Origin of the sequence: Pseudoalteromonas sp. ND6B (assembly GCF_000764215.1) — a bacterium.
Lineage (GTDB): Bacteria > Pseudomonadota > Gammaproteobacteria > Enterobacterales > Alteromonadaceae > Pseudoalteromonas > Pseudoalteromonas tetraodonis.
In genome coordinates, this window is sequence record NZ_JQFL01000053.1 from 1 (window position 1) to 15,511 (window position 15,511).

At 41.6% G+C, this 15,511-nt stretch carries 11 protein-coding genes and 2 pseudogenes; 12 read left to right on the forward strand and 1 reads right to left on the reverse strand.

Annotated features, from left to right (window positions below):
* Positions 1 to 664, reverse strand: a pseudogene (locus ND6B_RS07440) (signal recognition particle-docking protein FtsY); the annotation flags it as partial.
* A 204-nt stretch (positions 665 to 868) separates the two neighbouring features.
* On the opposite strand from ND6B_RS07440, the gene rsmD reads away from it, so the two are divergent.
* The 12 genes and pseudogenes from rsmD to ND6B_RS19650 all read left to right on the forward strand — a co-directional run bounded on the left by rsmD (position 869) and on the right by ND6B_RS19650 (position 15,491).
* Entirely contained in the window at positions 869 to 1,474 is a 606-nt protein-coding gene (gene rsmD, locus ND6B_RS07435; protein ID WP_013465959.1) for a 16S rRNA (guanine(966)-N(2))-methyltransferase RsmD, read from the forward strand.
* Between the two features lie 145 nt (positions 1,475 to 1,619).
* Positions 1,620 to 1,835: a 30S ribosomal protein S21 gene (rpsU, locus tag ND6B_RS07430; RefSeq protein ID WP_002957797.1), complete on the forward strand. Its 216-nt coding sequence runs from the start codon at positions 1,620 to 1,622 to the stop codon at positions 1,833 to 1,835.
* Between the two features lie 19 nt (positions 1,836 to 1,854).
* Positions 1,855 to 2,301, forward strand: a complete 447-nt coding sequence (locus ND6B_RS07425) for a GatB/YqeY domain-containing protein (RefSeq protein WP_016899740.1) — start codon at positions 1,855 to 1,857, stop codon at positions 2,299 to 2,301.
* A 166-nt stretch (positions 2,302 to 2,467) separates the two neighbouring features.
* Positions 2,468 to 4,219, forward strand: coding sequence for a DNA primase (dnaG, locus tag ND6B_RS07420; RefSeq protein WP_028835595.1), 1,752 nt, complete (start codon positions 2,468 to 2,470; stop codon positions 4,217 to 4,219).
* 124 nt (positions 4,220 to 4,343) lie between these two features.
* Positions 4,344 to 6,188, forward strand: coding sequence for an RNA polymerase sigma factor RpoD (gene rpoD, locus ND6B_RS07415; protein WP_028835594.1), 1,845 nt, complete (start codon positions 4,344 to 4,346; stop codon positions 6,186 to 6,188).
* 71 nt (positions 6,189 to 6,259) lie between these two features.
* On the forward strand, positions 6,260 to 7,141 hold the full coding sequence (gene prmA, locus ND6B_RS07410) for a 50S ribosomal protein L11 methyltransferase (protein WP_033103714.1): 882 nt from the start codon (positions 6,260 to 6,262) through the stop codon (positions 7,139 to 7,141).
* Positions 7,142 to 7,423: 282 nt separating this feature from the next.
* Positions 7,424 to 8,395 carry a tRNA dihydrouridine synthase DusB gene (gene dusB / locus ND6B_RS07405; RefSeq protein ID WP_024601713.1) on the forward strand — a complete coding sequence of 324 codons (972 nt, stop codon included), beginning with the start codon at positions 7,424 to 7,426 and terminating at the stop codon, positions 8,393 to 8,395.
* 19 nt (positions 8,396 to 8,414) lie between these two features.
* Positions 8,415 to 8,705, forward strand: a complete 291-nt coding sequence (fis, locus tag ND6B_RS07400; RefSeq protein ID WP_002957804.1) for a DNA-binding transcriptional regulator Fis — start codon at positions 8,415 to 8,417, stop codon at positions 8,703 to 8,705.
* Positions 8,706 to 9,037: 332 nt separating this feature from the next.
* A complete protein-coding gene (purH, locus tag ND6B_RS07395) occupies positions 9,038 to 10,624 on the forward strand; it encodes a bifunctional phosphoribosylaminoimidazolecarboxamide formyltransferase/IMP cyclohydrolase (protein ID WP_033103715.1) in 1,587 nt (528 codons plus the stop codon).
* Between the two features lie 109 nt (positions 10,625 to 10,733).
* Positions 10,734 to 11,552 carry a class I SAM-dependent methyltransferase gene (locus tag ND6B_RS07390; RefSeq protein WP_013465965.1) on the forward strand — a complete coding sequence of 273 codons (819 nt, stop codon included), beginning with the start codon at positions 10,734 to 10,736 and terminating at the stop codon, positions 11,550 to 11,552.
* 14 nt (positions 11,553 to 11,566) lie between these two features.
* Positions 11,567 to 12,853 (forward strand): phosphoribosylamine--glycine ligase, encoded by a 1,287-nt coding sequence (gene purD, locus ND6B_RS07385; protein ID WP_024601711.1) that lies wholly within the window; start codon positions 11,567 to 11,569, stop codon positions 12,851 to 12,853.
* Between the two features lie 97 nt (positions 12,854 to 12,950).
* Positions 12,951 to 15,491, forward strand: a pseudogene (locus ND6B_RS19650) (EAL domain-containing protein).
* Positions 15,492 to 15,511: the final 20 nt, after the last annotated feature.

Here is a 15,511-nt window from a genome sequence, read left to right on the forward strand (position 1 = left end):
GTTGTTCTAAACGCTCATTCTCAGCTTGCTCTGCTGCAATGCGCTGTTGTTCTAAACGCTCGTTCTCAGCTTGCTCTGCTGCAATACGCTGTTGTTCTAAACGCTCGTTCTCAGCTTGTTCTGCTGCAATACGCTGTTGTTCTAAACGCTCGTTCTCAGCTTTTTCTGCTGCAATGCGCTCTTGCTCTAACTGCATTTGCGCTTCTTGTTCTGCTAAACGTTTGGCTTGCTCTTGTCTTTGCTGCTCTGCATCTGCCTGCTGTTTAGCTAATAGCTCTGCGTTAGCGTGTTCAATCGCTTGTTTTTCTTCTGCCGCTGCGCGCTGTGCTTGCGCCTGTTTCTCTTGCTCTAAACGCTCGGCCTCTGCTTCAACTTGTAAACGCTCTACCGCAGCTTGCTCTGCAGCTAAACGTTCTTGCTCAGCTTTTTCAGCTTGCTCTTGTGCTAAACGATCTTGTTCAGCTGCAATTCGGGCTTGTTCTATACGCTCGGCTTCTGCTTCAGCTTGTAAGCGCTCTGCCTCAGCTTGCTCTGCAGCTAAACGCTCTTGTTCGGCTTTTTCTGCCTGCTCTTTTGCGAATGCTTGTTGTTTATCAGCTTCTGCTTGTTTTTTATCTGACTTGCCAAAACCGAGCCACGACATGAATTTACTTTTTTTTGCCATACTTGCTAATAACCACTTATAAAAATCTGATAAACTAACGATAATGATAGCGTGCTTTTAAGTCTAAATAATTGCTTTTAGCAACACGTTATCCTCGAGGGTGCATAATAGTAACACTTTTAGTGCAGTTGAAAAATGACACGCCGTGATATGATTGCAATATTATCTGAGCTAGATCATAGATACCAATTTTTAGTGAGTTAAATGAGAAAAAAAACCACACAAAATAACACCACTCATAAATCAGCTGATGGGGTTATTAGAATCATTAGCGGCCAATTTCGCGGTCGAAAACTGCCAGTAAAAGATGTTCAAGGTCTGCGTCCTACAACCGACCGAATTAAAGAAACGGTGTTTAATTGGTTGATGCACGATACCCGCGATGCGCACACTCTCGATTGCTTTGCCGGTTCCGGTGGATTGGGATTTGAAGCATTGTCGCGTTTTGCAAAACACACCACATTCATAGAGCTTGATTCACAAGCAGCAAAACAATTAGAGCAAAACATTGCGACGCTTGATGCACAAAACGCGCAAGTCGTTAATACCAATACACTGACGTTTTTAGAGAGAAAAAACACCAGTGACACATTTAATTTGGTTTTTATTGACCCGCCATTTCGCAAAAATTTAGCTCAATCATGCTGTGATTTATTGGAAAATAATCAATGGCTCGACCCCGAAGCATTGATATATGTTGAAGTAGAAACTGAGCTAACCTCGTTTAAAGCACCAAATAACTGGTTGTTAATTAAAGAGAAAAAGGCAGGTCAGGTTTTTTGTAGGCTGTACCAACGCCATATAAATTAACACTGTTTTAGCTGCTGTGTTTCTGTTAATATTATCCTTTACATGTGGTGTTGCTTCGGATTACAATACCGCACCATTTTTGAACCACTTGATCAATGTTTGATCAACTTGAGCAACGCTCATAATTTAGGTAGGTGAATTTTTAATGCCAGTAATTAAAGTAAGAGAGAACGAACCGTTTGACGTAGCACTTCGTCGCTTCAAGCGTTCATGTGAAAAAGCAGGTATCCTTTCAGAAGTTCGTCGTCGCGAGCACTATGAAAAACCAACAGCTGAGCGTAAGCGTAAAAAAGCAGCTGCTGTTAAACGTCACATGAAAAAACTTTCTCGTGATAACGCTCGTCGCGTTAAATTATACTAATATATTAGGTCTTGTATAAATGAGCCTTTTAATAACGCTAAAAGATGCGCAAAAAGATGCGATGAGAGCCAAAGACAAACAACGTCTTAACCCTATTCGTATGGTACTTGCTGCAATCAAGCAACGTGAAATTGACGAGCAAATAACACTAGACGACGCAGGTATTACCTCGGTTATAGTGAAGCTTGTTAAACAACGTCGCGACTCTTACACTCAGTACAAAGATGCTGGGCGTGATGATTTAGCTGATATTGAAGCCAATGAAATTACAGCACTTGAAGCTTTTTTACCTCAACAATTGAGTGAAGAAGAAATTATTGCTCTCATTGACGCGGCTATTGCTGATACTAACGCAGCAGGTATGCAAGACATGGGTAAAGTAATGGGTATAATCAAAAGCAAAGCCGAAGGTCGTGCCGATATGGGCAAAATCTCAGGTTTAATTAAGCAACGATTAACTGCCTAATACCCCCACATACATTTAGTATGATTGAAGTAAACCGAGCCTTGAGCTCGGTTTCTTCGTTTAGATATTTAGTACTTCAAAAAATTATGCATTTGTGTTCAAATCTTTGCGTATTATAATTCGTTTTCATCACTTTTCTATTTATCTTAGGGCTGTACTTTAAACAATGGCTGGAAAGATCCCACGCAACTTTATCGATGATTTATTGGCACGAACCGATATTGTCGACCTGATTGACTCAAAGGTAGGGTTGAAAAAAGCGGGCAAAGACTATCAAGCTTGCTGTCCTTTTCATAATGAGAAGTCGCCTTCATTTACCGTATCGCAAGATAAACAGTTTTATCATTGCTTTGGCTGTGGCGCTAACGGCAATGCTATTTCTTTTGTAATGGAGTATGACAAACTCGAGTTTGTTGATGCAATTGAGGAACTAGCCAGTTTACTTAACCTTGATGTTCCTCGCGAACAAGGGAGCAGTAATGGACCAGAGCGCACAGCGGCACAAAAACGTTCAGACTATGATCTAATGCTGCATGCAGCACGCTTTTATCAACATCAGTTAAAACATCACAGTAACTCTGAAGCGGTAATCGATTACGTTAAAGGTCGCGGCTTAAGCGGTGCAACCGTTAAAAAGTTTATGATAGGTTATGCGCCCAGCGAATGGGAAGGGCTCTGCCAACAACTTGGGCGAAACCAAGAACAAAAAGAACAATTAGTTGAGCTTAAACTCGCATCTGAGAAAACCCCAGGCAAACAGTTCGACTTTTTCCGTGATCGCTTAATGTTTCCAATTCGTGATAAACGCGGCCGCGTTATTGCTTTTGGTGGGCGAGTAATGCAAGCCGATCAAGGGCCTAAATATTTAAACTCTCCGGAGACGCGCATATTTCATAAGGGCTTTGAACTCTATGGCCTTTATGAAGCTAAACAAGCACACAAGAAGCTTGACCATGTACTGATTGTAGAAGGTTACATGGACGTAGTAGCGCTGGCAGAACAAGGTATTGAATATGCCGTAGCAGCCCTTGGTACAGCGACAACCAGTGAGCACATGCACACTTTATTTAGAACCACAGATAAAGTTATTTGTTGTTACGATGGTGACCGTGCAGGTAAAGATGCTGCGTGGCGCGCACTCGAAAATGCGCTGCCTTACTTAAACGATGGCAAAGCACTGCATTTTGTATTTTTACCCGATGGTGAAGACCCTGATTCACTCGTACAACAAGAAGGTAAAGCAGCTTTTGAGCAACGCCTTGAAAACGCAGATGACTTCACTAAAGTGCTGTTTAATAAACTAAGTAAAGAGATTGATTTAACACTAGATTCCGGTAAGGCTAAGTTACTCAGTGCGGCACTGCCCCTGATTGAAAAGATCCCAAGTGAGTTTTACCAAGAAAATATCCTAGAGCAACTTGGGCGATTGATTGGCCGTACCCGTGAGCAACTCAATAATCACTTAAAAACGCCAAAACAGCAGCAAGCAATTGAACGAAAATTTAAAATTACACCCATGCGCCAAGCAATAGGGATTTTAATTCAGCACCCTAACTTGGCTAAAAGTGTGCCCTATTTACCCGATTTAGCTCAAATGAATATTGCGGGTATTGGCTTATTATTGCGACTACAACATCAAGCATTACAAAAAGATGGCATTACCACCGCACAAATTCTTGAATCATTTCGGGGCACCGATGACTACGAGCCATTAACTAAGTTAGCGACATGGCAACATCAAATAAATGAAGAGCGTTTAGAGACTGTTTTTCAAAATACTTTCAAATTTATTGAAGATCAGTGTTTAAATTATCGACTAGAGACCCTATTAATAAAAGACAAGACACAGGGCCTAAATAGCGACGAACGACTAGAATGTCATTTACTAATGACAGCGTTAAAAGCAACGAACAGCTAGTCAGATTTGATTTAGGCTGTTATACTGTGCTATTCACTGCGTCACATTATTCTGGTTAGCCTTTGAGCAAACTCCATGATGGCGCCTGTTGTATCAACTTATCAGAGTGGAAGAAACAATCTCTATGGATCCAACTCCTCAGTCACAATTAAAACTTCTGATTCAAAAAGGTAAAGAGCAAGGTTACTTAACTTTTGCAGAAGTTAATGATCACCTTCCACAAGATATTATCGACTCAGATCAAGTAGAAGATATCATTAGCATGATTAATGACATGGGTATCAAGGTTAGCGAAAACGCGCCTGATGCCGATGAATTAATGATGCAAGAAACCACGACAGACGAAGACGCAGCGGAAGCTGCCGCTGCAGCCCTTGCTACTGTAGAAAAAGAAATTGGCCGTACAACTGACCCTGTTCGCATGTATATGCGTGAAATGGGTACTGTTGAACTTCTTACCCGTGAAGGCGAAATTGTTATCGCTAAGCGTATTGAAGAAGGCATTAACCAAGTTCAAATTTCGGTTGCTGAATACCCTGAAGCGATCACTTACCTACTTGAACAGTGGGATAAGTTTGAAGCAGAAGAGATGCGTCTTAGCGATATTATCTCTGGCTTTTTCGATCCTGATGCAGAAGAAGCACCACCTATTGCTGCCACCAACATTGGTTCTGAATTAAGTGAAAAACAACTTGATGACAGCGACGATGATGACGATGACAGCGATGATGAAGACGAAGAAGAAGTAGATACAGGTCCAGATCCTGAAGAAGCGCGCATCCATTTCGAAAATTTACGTGATTTATACACCAAAGCACGTGAAACATTCGATAAGAAAGGTCGCTCTCATCCAGAGTCTCAAGCCGCTATTTTAGAAATCGGTGAGCTGTTCAGAACCTTTAAACTCGTACCTAAACAGTTTGATCGCATGGTTAATAACATGCGTGAAATGATGGACAGAGTTCGCGTTCAAGAACGTCTTATCATGAAGCATGCAGTTCAAGTTTCAAAGCTGCCAAAGAAAACCTTTGTTAAGCATTTTGCAAACAACGAAACTGACACAGCATGGCTTGATATTGAAATTGCAGCAAACGAAAAGCATTCAGCTAAACTTGAAGAAGTGAAGCCTGAAATACTTCGTTGTATTAGCAAACTTACTTCAATGGAAGAAAGCACTGGCTTAAGCATTGAACGTATTAAAGATATAAACCGTCGCATGAGTATTGGTGAAGCGAAAGCGCGCCGTGCTAAAAAAGAGATGGTAGAAGCAAACTTACGTCTTGTAATTTCAATCGCTAAAAAATACACCAACCGTGGTTTACAGTTCTTAGATTTAATCCAAGAAGGTAACATTGGTCTGATGAAAGCGGTTGATAAGTTTGAATACCGTCGTGGTTATAAGTTTTCAACTTATGCTACGTGGTGGATCCGTCAAGCAATTACGCGCTCTATTGCTGACCAAGCAAGAACAATCCGTATTCCAGTACATATGATTGAAACGATCAATAAATTGAACCGTATTTCACGTCAAATGTTACAAGAAATGGGTCGTGAGCCAAATCCAGAAGAATTAGCTGAACGCATGATGATGCCTGAGGATAAAATCCGTAAGGTACTTAAGATTGCAAAAGAGCCAATTTCAATGGAAACACCTATTGGTGATGATGAAGATTCGCACTTAGGCGACTTCATCGAAGATACCACTATTGATTCGCCAATCGATTCGGCAACAATGGAGTCTCTTCGTGGCGCAACTAACGACGTGCTTGCTGGCTTAACAGCCCGTGAAGCGAAAGTACTACGTATGCGTTTTGGTATTGATATGAATACCGACCACACGTTAGAAGAAGTAGGTAAACAGTTTGACGTAACACGTGAACGTATTCGTCAAATTGAGGCGAAGGCACTGCGTAAATTACGTCACCCTTCTCGCTCTGATTTACTGAAAAGCTTTTTAGACGCTAAATAATCTAGCGTTACATTATAAGTTAATTTAAAAGGCCGCTGTAGCGGCCTTTTTTCTATTTCAAGGAAATAAACATGGCTTGGATCCAAATCCGTATCAATGCCAATGCTGCAACCGCTGATGCAGTAAGTGACCTATTAATGGAAGCAGGCAGTGCTTCTGTTACTTTTATTGATGCTAAAGACACGCCTATCTATGAGCCTAAAATTGGCACTGTTGTATTTTGGGCTGACACCACAGTAATTGGCTTGTTCGAAGCTAATCACGATATGAACGCAGTGGTTGCGTTATTAAAACGCCATGATGAGCTAAAAGACAATTTAGTTTACAAAATTGAGCAACTCGAAGATAAAGACTGGGAACGTGAGTGGATGGATAATTTTCACCCTATTCAATTTGGCGAAAAACTCTGGATTTGTCCTAGCTGGCGCGACATTCCAGACCTAGACGCAGTCAATGTACTACTTGATCCAGGTCTTGCTTTTGGTACTGGCACACACGCCACCACGGCACTGTGTTTAAAATGGTTAGAAAGCCAAGACTTAACTGGTAAAACCGTGGTCGATTTTGGCTGTGGCTCAGGCATATTAGGCATTGCAGCAATAAAATTGGGTGCTGAGCGCATGATAGGGATAGACATTGACCCACAAGCGCTGGAAGCAAGCCTAGATAACGCTAATCGCAATGGTGTTGCTGACAAGCTTGAAGTGTACCTGCCAGAAAATCAACCTGAGTTTACTGCTGACATTGTAGTGGCAAATATTTTAGCGCAACCACTGCGTGAGCTTCATAGTGTTATTTTAGGCTTATTAAAGCCAGGCGGTAAAATTGCGATGTCGGGAATTTTAGAAGAACAAGCACAATCGGTTGCTGACATATACGCGCCCTTTATTGAGCTCGATGAAATTGCCATTGAAGGCGATTGGACCCGAGTAAGTGGCATTAAAAAAGCGTAATAGTGCGTTATTAAAAAATTTAGAGTATTAACTCAAAAGTCGTATCTAAAGCCTGTATTTAACAGGCTTTACTATTTTTTTACATAATAAAAAATAAAGATTTTTTATTATAAAAGTAACAGCCGTTCAAAATTCACACAAATAAACCGCTTCGTCATACGGTTATCAAATGTCAATACGAAAAGAGCAAAAAAAAGTCACTTTTGTTCAATTTATAGCCTTTGATTTTTGCGTAAAAAGCCGTAAACTTAGCGCCCCTTGAAAAGAGGCCTATTGAATATCGTGCGTATCGGTTCATACCAACTTGAGAATAATGTCATTGTCGCGCCTATGGCGGGCATAACGGACAGACCATTTAGACAGCTATGTCGTCGTTTAGGCGCTGGCCTTGCTGTGTCTGAAATGCTGTCGTCTAATCCGAAGGTTTGGAAAACCGAAAAGTCGATGAACCGGATGGATCATTCTGGTGAGTCGGGTATACGTGCGGTGCAAATTGCAGGAGCAGACCCTGAGCTTATGGCACAGGCCGCACAATTCAATGTTGCAAACGGTGCACAGATCATAGATATCAATATGGGGTGCCCAGCAAAAAAAGTGAACAAGAAACTTGCAGGCTCAGCCTTATTACAGTTTCCAGAACTCGTGGAAGAGATTATTGATGCCGTAGTAAACGCGGTTGATATACCTGTGACACTTAAAATCCGTACCGGATGGGATCAGGACAACCGTAATGGTGTAGAGATTGCAAGAATAGCTGAACGTTATGGCATTGCATCACTGGCTGTACATGGGCGCACGCGCGCATGTATGTATAAAGGTGATGCTGAGTACGCCACAATTAGGGATATAAAACGTTCAGTGTCGATACCTGTCGTTGCTAATGGTGATATTACATCACCTGAAAAAGCAAAGCAGGTTTTGGACTATACGGGTGCAGATGCCATTATGATTGGTCGAGCCGCCCAAGGTCGCCCTTGGATATTTAGGGAGATAGACCACTATTTGCGAACTGGTGAACATATGCAGCCACCTGCTATTGCAGAGGTGCGCAGTATTTTAATGGAGCATTTAACCAACCTCCATGTGTTTTACGGTGAGCCAATGGGAGCACGAATCGCTCGCAAACATGTATCTTGGTATTTGCAAACCCATGACAGTGACGGTCAGTTTAGGCGAGTATTTAATGCGCTCGACAATTCAGAGGCACAGGTCGTCGCATTAGAGCAATACTTTAAAACACTAGCAGCTAACTAAGAAAGAAAGAGACTTTATAATGTTCGAACAAAACGTGACTTCTCCATTTATCACTAACCCTCATGTTCAGTCACACGAGAAACCGCAGCCATTGCGTGATGCAGTGAAAAAAGCTGTTCACCACTACTTAAAGCAGCTTAACGGTCAAGATGTGCAAGACGTTTACGACCTTGTTCTTTCTGAGCTAGAAGCGCCATTGCTTGAAGAAGTAATGACTTACACACGTGGCAATCAAACTCGTGCGGCAATTTTACTAGGTATCAACCGTGGTACTTTACGTAAAAAGCTTAAAAAATACGGTATGAACTAATACCAGCTATATTGAAACCGTAATCATTCTAACGAGCTAAATAAGCCCCTAACTGCGTTAAAAATTTTTTATGTAGAATAACTACACAGCAAAATTTTTGCCTCGTTATTGACTTATTTCTTTGTCGTTATAATTGCTTACTAATCCAATACAGCTGGTATAAAGTATTTTGAGTAAAAAGCACCTTAGGGTGCTTTTTTTATTTGTAAAATTTATTAACGAAATTGCAAAATGCTCACGCTTTATGGGTCGTTATAAGTCGTTTTTTGAGTCGTAATCAGTTAAAATACGCGCTTCTAAGCTAGCTCATTAACTGAGGAAATCAAACTACAATGGATACACATCGTCCTATACGTCGCGCACTTTTGAGTGTGTCAGACAAAACCGGTATTGTTGAATTTGCCCGTGCACTAGAAGCACAAGGTGTTGAAATACTTTCAACTGGCGGCACGTGTAAACTACTTGCTGACAATGCAATTAAAGTAACTGAAGTATCAGATCACACCGGTCACCCTGAGATCATGGATGGTCGCGTAAAAACCCTACATCCAAAAATTCATGGCGGCATTCTTGCTCGTCGTGGCCAAGATGAAGACGTAATGGCAGATAACAATATCTCTGCTATCGACATCGTTGTAGTTAACTTATACCCCTTTGCGAATACTGTCGCTCAAGAAAACTGCAGCCTTGAAGATGCTATTGAAAACATCGATATTGGTGGCCCAACGATGGTACGTGCGGCAGCTAAAAATCACAAAGATGTGACGATCGTTGTTAACGCAAGCGACTACGACCGTGTTATTAGCGAAATGCAAAATAACAACGGCTCAACAACCTACAAAACACGCTTTGACTTAGCTATTGCAGCGTATGAGCATACAGCGCAGTACGATGGCATGATTGCTAACTACTTCGGTAAAATGGTTCCTGATTACACAGAAGAAGCCGCTATCGATACTAAGTTCCCGCGTACTATTAATATGCAATTCACTAAAAAGCAAGATATGCGCTACGGTGAAAATTCGCATCAAGATGCCGCGTTTTATGTTGAAAACGACATCACTGAAGCGTCAGTGGCAACAGCGACTCAACTGCAAGGTAAAGCATTATCGTTTAACAATATTGCCGACACCGATGCTGCACTTGAGTGTGTAAAAGAATTTGATGTACCTGCGTGTGTTATTGTAAAACACGCTAACCCATGTGGTGTTTCAATTGGTAATAATATCTTAGAAGCGTACGAGCGCGCCTTTAAAACTGACCCAACGTCAGCATTTGGCGGCATTATTGCTTTTAACCAAGAACTTGATGCTAAGACTGCACAAGCGATTGTTGAACGTCAATTTGTTGAAGTTATTATTGCACCAAGCGTAAGTGCAGAAGCCACTCAAATAGTATCAGCTAAACAAAACGTGCGTTTATTAGAGTGTGGTGAATTCTCAGCTAAAGGCACAGGTCACGACATTAAGCGTGTAAATGGCGGTGTACTTATTCAAGACCGTGATTTAGGCATGGTAACGCAAGGCGACTTAACGGTTGTGTCTAAGCGCCAACCTTCTGAGCAAGAGCTTAAAGATTTATTATTCTGCTGGAAAGTGGCTAAATTTGTTAAATCAAACGCCATTGTTTATGCCCGCGACGGTATGACTATAGGTGTAGGTGCGGGCCAAATGAGTCGCGTTTACTCAGCTAAAATTGCCGGTATTAAAGCCGCTGATGAAAGCCTTGAAGTAAAAGGTTCAGTGATGGCATCAGATGCATTCTTTCCATTCCGCGATGGTATTGATGCAGCTGCAGAGGCTGGCATTACTGCTGTTATCCAACCAGGTGGTTCAATGCGCGATGAAGAAGTGATTGCGGCCGCTGACGAAGCTGGAATGGCAATGGTGTTTACCGGTATGCGCCACTTCCGTCATTAATCGCATAAAGAGCTAACGGGTTCAGTTAGCTCTTTTTGTTTGCACCAAATTCACGTATTCTGCTTATTCTATAACCATGACTAACAATTATAATGTGAAGGATTAGACGATGAAATTTGCACTAAAATCTCTACTGGTTGCCACACTGTCATTAAGCTCAACAATGGCGTTGGCACATAACCATGGCCACGACTCAGCATTAACAAATGCAGTTAAAGCAAGCGAGCGTAGCAGTGAGCGCGATCAATACCGCAACCCTGTAGAAACACTCGAATTTTTTGGCTTTAAACCATCTATGACCGTGGTAGAAATTGCCCCAGGTGGTGGTTGGTACAGTGAGATTTTAGCGCCAGCGCTGAAAGAGCAAGGCACCTATTATGCTGCGCACTTCCCTGCTGATTCATCGGTTGGTTATTACCAACGTTCTCTTGCTGGCTTTAAGGCTAAAATCGCTGAAGATGCCCGCTTTAGTCACGTTAAACTCACTGAGTTTGCCCCATCTACACATTTAGATATTGCTCCTGCGGCTAGCGCCGATATGGTACTGACTTTTCGTAATGTCCATAACTGGTACATGAGCAAAGATAAAGAAGCTGCAAGCAATGCGTTTAAGTCTTTTTACAAAGCACTTAAACCAGGCGGCACTTTAGGTGTGGTTGAACACCGCCTACCAGAAGAGCAAGATGATGAGATGCAAAAATCATCAGGTTATATGAAGCAAAGTGTGGTTATTGCACTTGCTGAACAAGCTGGTTTTGAACTTGAAGCAAAAAGCGATATTAATGCAAACCCTCTTGATACAGCCGATCACCCTAAAGGGGTATGGACCCTTCCACCGAGCCTTAGACTTGGCGAGCAAGATGCCGCTAAATATAAAGCCATAGGTGAAAGCGACCGTATGACGCTGAAATTTAAAAAACCGCTTTAAATAGGATATTCGCCATGAATGTATTAGTCATTGGCAGCGGCGGCCGCGAACACGCACTTGCGTTTAAGGCCGCTCAAAATACAAAAGTTAACACTGTTTATGTTGCTCCAGGTAATGCGGGCACAGCTCTTGAGCCAAAACTTGAGAACGTAGCAATTAACGTTGAAGACCTTGATGGACTGCTAAGCTTTGCACAACAAAATAATGTTGAGCTAACCATTGTTGGCCCTGAAGTACCGCTAGTATTAGGGGTTGTTGATAAGTTCCGTGAACACGGCTTAGCTATTTTTGGCCCAACGGCGGGAGCGGCACAGCTTGAAGGTTCTAAATCGTTCACTAAAGACTTTTTAGCACGTCATGCTATTCCAACCGCTGATTACCAAACGTTTGAACAAATCGACCCTGCGCTTGCCTATTTAAAAGAAAAAGGCGCACCGATTGTTATTAAAGCCGATGGTTTAGCGGCTGGTAAAGGCGTGATTGTTGCTATGGACGAACGCGAGGCTGAAGAGGCTATTCGCGATATGCTTGCGGGTAATGCCTTTGGTGACGCCGGTAGCCGTGTGGTCATTGAAGAGTTTTTAGAAGGTGAAGAAGCGTCGTTTATTGTCATGGTTGATGGTAAAAACGTACTGCCGTTTGCAACCAGCCAAGACCATAAACGCGCTTACAATGGCGATCAAGGTCCTAACACTGGTGGTATGGGTGCATACTCACCAGCGCCTGTAGTAACCGATGAAATTCATCAGCGCATTATGAACGAAGTGATCTACCCAACGGTAGAAGGTATGGCTAGCGAAGGCCATCCGTACACTGGCTTTTTATATGCAGGCTTGATGATAGATGAGACAGGTACACCAAAGGTTATTGAATATAACTGTCGTTTTGGCGACCCTGAAACACAACCTATGATGCTACGCTTACAATCAGACTTAGTTGAATTGATTGAAGCTGCTAACCGTGTAGAGCTTGATAAAACCACCATTGAGTTTGATTCACGCGCTGCAGTAGGTGTTGTTTTAGCCGCTAAAGGCTACCCAGATAGCTACCCGAAAGGCGATGCTATTAGTGGCTTGAAAGTAACTTACCCTGAAGGCGAAAAAGTCTTCCATGCAGGGACTAAGCAAGACGGCGATAGCATAGTGACTGCCGGTGGTCGTGTACTGTGTGCTACTGCACTGGGTAATACAGTTACACAAGCGCAGCAGCGTGCCTATAAACTGGTTGATGAAATCAACTGGGATGGCATGGAATACCGTACTGACATTGCTTATCGCGCAATTGCTCGTGAACAATCATAACGATTGATAACTAACGAGTAAATTTTATAAAAGCGCAGATTATCTGCGCTTTTTACTGCTACACTATAAAAAAAAGTAATCTGGACATAGATTAATATTGGAATTTAAAACCTTGCGCTACCATGCGGTGGCAGTTGTAATACTTATTTTTATCTTTTTTATTATCAGCACATTGGCAACAAACTTTGTGATGCCATCACGCTATACCATAGATAAAATAACCCCTGTTTACCTCGATCATGCTTATTACATAGACAAAAGCAAAACACAAAGTTTTGCAGAAGTAATGACCAAGCAGGCGCTATTTACACAGCAAGAATTTAACGATATACCTTGGAGCTTTGAACAGCAAAATTATTGGTTACGCCTCGATTTAGAAAACAAAAGCAGCCAACAAGAAGATGTGGTTGCCCACTTTGATAACCCGATGGTAGATCATCTCACCATATATAGGCTCAATAGTAACAACCAACTACTCGACACTTATAAGCTTGGCGATAAAGAGCCACGTCTTACTTTATTTAAGTACAGCGTGCCCCACATTCGCTTTAACCTCGATGGCCAATCTACACAACGACTAATTATAAAAATAGATACCGTGGGGATCAGTAAAACCCCAATTCACTTGTATCGCCATAATGTATTTGTTGACTTAGTTCGCTCACAAACAGGCATTTGGGGAATTTTCGCGGGTGTCTTATTAATGGCCTCACTATATAACCTATTACTCTATTTTGGCATTAAAGACCGCGTGTACTTAGTTTATATTGGCTACATTATTAGTGCTATAGCATTAATGGGCACCGTTCTGGGGTTTGGTTTTTATTTATGGCCGCTAGAATGGCAGTTGTTTATTCACGAAAAAATAATTGTCGTTAATTACACTATTGCGTTTTTCACTCTCGCTTTTTGCACCATGTTTTTGCGATATCATAAAGACCGTTGCTGGCGTTATAAATTAAGTGTTGGTTTACTCTGGCTAATGCTAGTGCTCGGTACATTAAGCTTTTTTATTCCCGAAAATATAGCTGCCCCCATATTTTTTGTAATTTTGGGATTACTTTATATCGTCTGCTTTATTTTAATTTATAACAAATTAAAAAGTGGCTTTAGATGGGCTAAGTTTTACGTATTTTCATAGGTGCCATTGATTATTGGTGCAGCCATTCAGCCTTTAGAGCTTACAGGCGTTATCACTTATAGCTTTTCAATACGTCATGCTTTTTTAATGGCCATTTTGTGTGAAATTGTCTTAATGGCCATGGCACTTGCCGATCGGGTTCGTTATCAGCGTGAGCGCGCTTTATATCATGCCACGCATACCCAGCAAACAAAACTGCTCAATAGCGCAAAGTTAAAGTATGCCTTTATGGCACTCAAAGCCCAGCAACGTTCCACCACTTTATGTTTGGTTAAAATACGTCATTTTAACTCACTAAATACCATTATTACGCCCTCCCAAGGATATGAATTAATTAAGCATGTTGCGCACGAATTAGAATGCCAATTGAGCTTTGAGAGAGAATTTTTTAACTTAAGTAGTGGCATTAATCAACCCGCTAAAATTGCTGATTTAGGTAGCGGAGTTTTTGCCTGTATCTCGACTAAAAACCAAAGCCCACACACGCTCGAAGAGTTATTAAAAAGGGTAGTAAATAAGTTACCAAAAACTTATCAAATCAAAGGGCTAGACTTACAACTCAATTACAGCGTGGGGATTAGTGCCTTTGGTAAACGTGATGACTTTGAATTTTGGTTAAAACGAGGCTACTTGGCATTACATAACGCTAAACATAGTCTAAGTAAGGTAAGCTCATCATCTGCGAACAGCAGCTTAGCTATGGACGTTGCGCTTGCTGCTAAGCTTCAACAAGCGATAAGAACGGATCAGCTCGCTCTGTTTTATCAACCACAAATTAGTTTAAAAGATAACAGTGTCAATGGTGCCGAAGCTCTACTACGCTGGCCTAATACTGAGTTTAAAAACATTTCCATAGAAAAACTAATTCTACTTGCCGAACACACCGGTATTATTAATGAATTAACACTTTGGGTGATAGAGCAAGCCTGCAAAGACATTGCAAAACTGGCAAATGAGGGCGTAACTGAACATAGTATTAGCGTTAATTTAAGTGCAAAAAACCTAGCCATTGCCAATTTAACCGAAAAAGTAGAAAACCTTTTAATAAAGTATCAGGTTGCCCCTCATTTATTGAAGTTTGAGCTGACTGAATCAGCGTTTGTCGAAAATCAAGATGCGTTAGTCACCTTAGTTGGTGAACTTGCCACACTGGGCGTTAAGGTGGTGTTAGACGATTTTGGTACTGGTTATTCATCGCTTAGCTACTTAGTTAACTATCACTTTAGTGAACTTAAAGTAGATAAGTCGTTTGTGTATGATTTAACCGATAACCGGGCTCATCAGGTCATTGTGCAAACAGCTATAGATATGGCGCATAACTTGGGCCTTACTATCACGATTGAGGGCGTAGAAACTCAAGAAGTTCACCAGCTGCTCAACACCATGAAAGCCGACCGTACCCAAGGCTACTTGTACGCAAAAGCACTCTCTTATGATAATTATTTAGACTTCTTGAACAGCCAATACCGTCTAAAAATGTTAAGCTCCCCTTTTTAACATCTTTGGGGCCAAGTAAA

Excerpts from the sequence above, each read along its gene's own strand:
- rsmD (WP_013465959.1), top strand. The coding sequence starts at position 869 with ATGAGAAAAAAAACCACACAAAATAACACCACTCATAAATCAGCTGAT.
- rpsU (WP_002957797.1), top strand. The coding sequence starts at position 1,620 with ATGCCAGTAATTAAAGTAAGAGAGAACGAACCGTTTGACGTAGCACTT.
- ND6B_RS07425 (WP_016899740.1), top strand. The coding sequence starts at position 1,855 with ATGAGCCTTTTAATAACGCTAAAAGATGCGCAAAAAGATGCGATGAGA.
- dnaG (WP_028835595.1), top strand. The coding sequence starts at position 2,468 with ATGGCTGGAAAGATCCCACGCAACTTTATCGATGATTTATTGGCACGA.
- rpoD (WP_028835594.1), top strand. The coding sequence starts at position 4,344 with ATGGATCCAACTCCTCAGTCACAATTAAAACTTCTGATTCAAAAAGGT.
- prmA (WP_033103714.1), top strand. The coding sequence starts at position 6,260 with ATGGCTTGGATCCAAATCCGTATCAATGCCAATGCTGCAACCGCTGAT.
- fis (WP_002957804.1), top strand. The coding sequence starts at position 8,415 with ATGTTCGAACAAAACGTGACTTCTCCATTTATCACTAACCCTCATGTT.
- purH (WP_033103715.1), top strand. The coding sequence starts at position 9,038 with ATGGATACACATCGTCCTATACGTCGCGCACTTTTGAGTGTGTCAGAC.
- ND6B_RS07390 (WP_013465965.1), top strand. The coding sequence starts at position 10,734 with ATGAAATTTGCACTAAAATCTCTACTGGTTGCCACACTGTCATTAAGC.
- purD (WP_024601711.1), top strand. The coding sequence starts at position 11,567 with ATGAATGTATTAGTCATTGGCAGCGGCGGCCGCGAACACGCACTTGCG.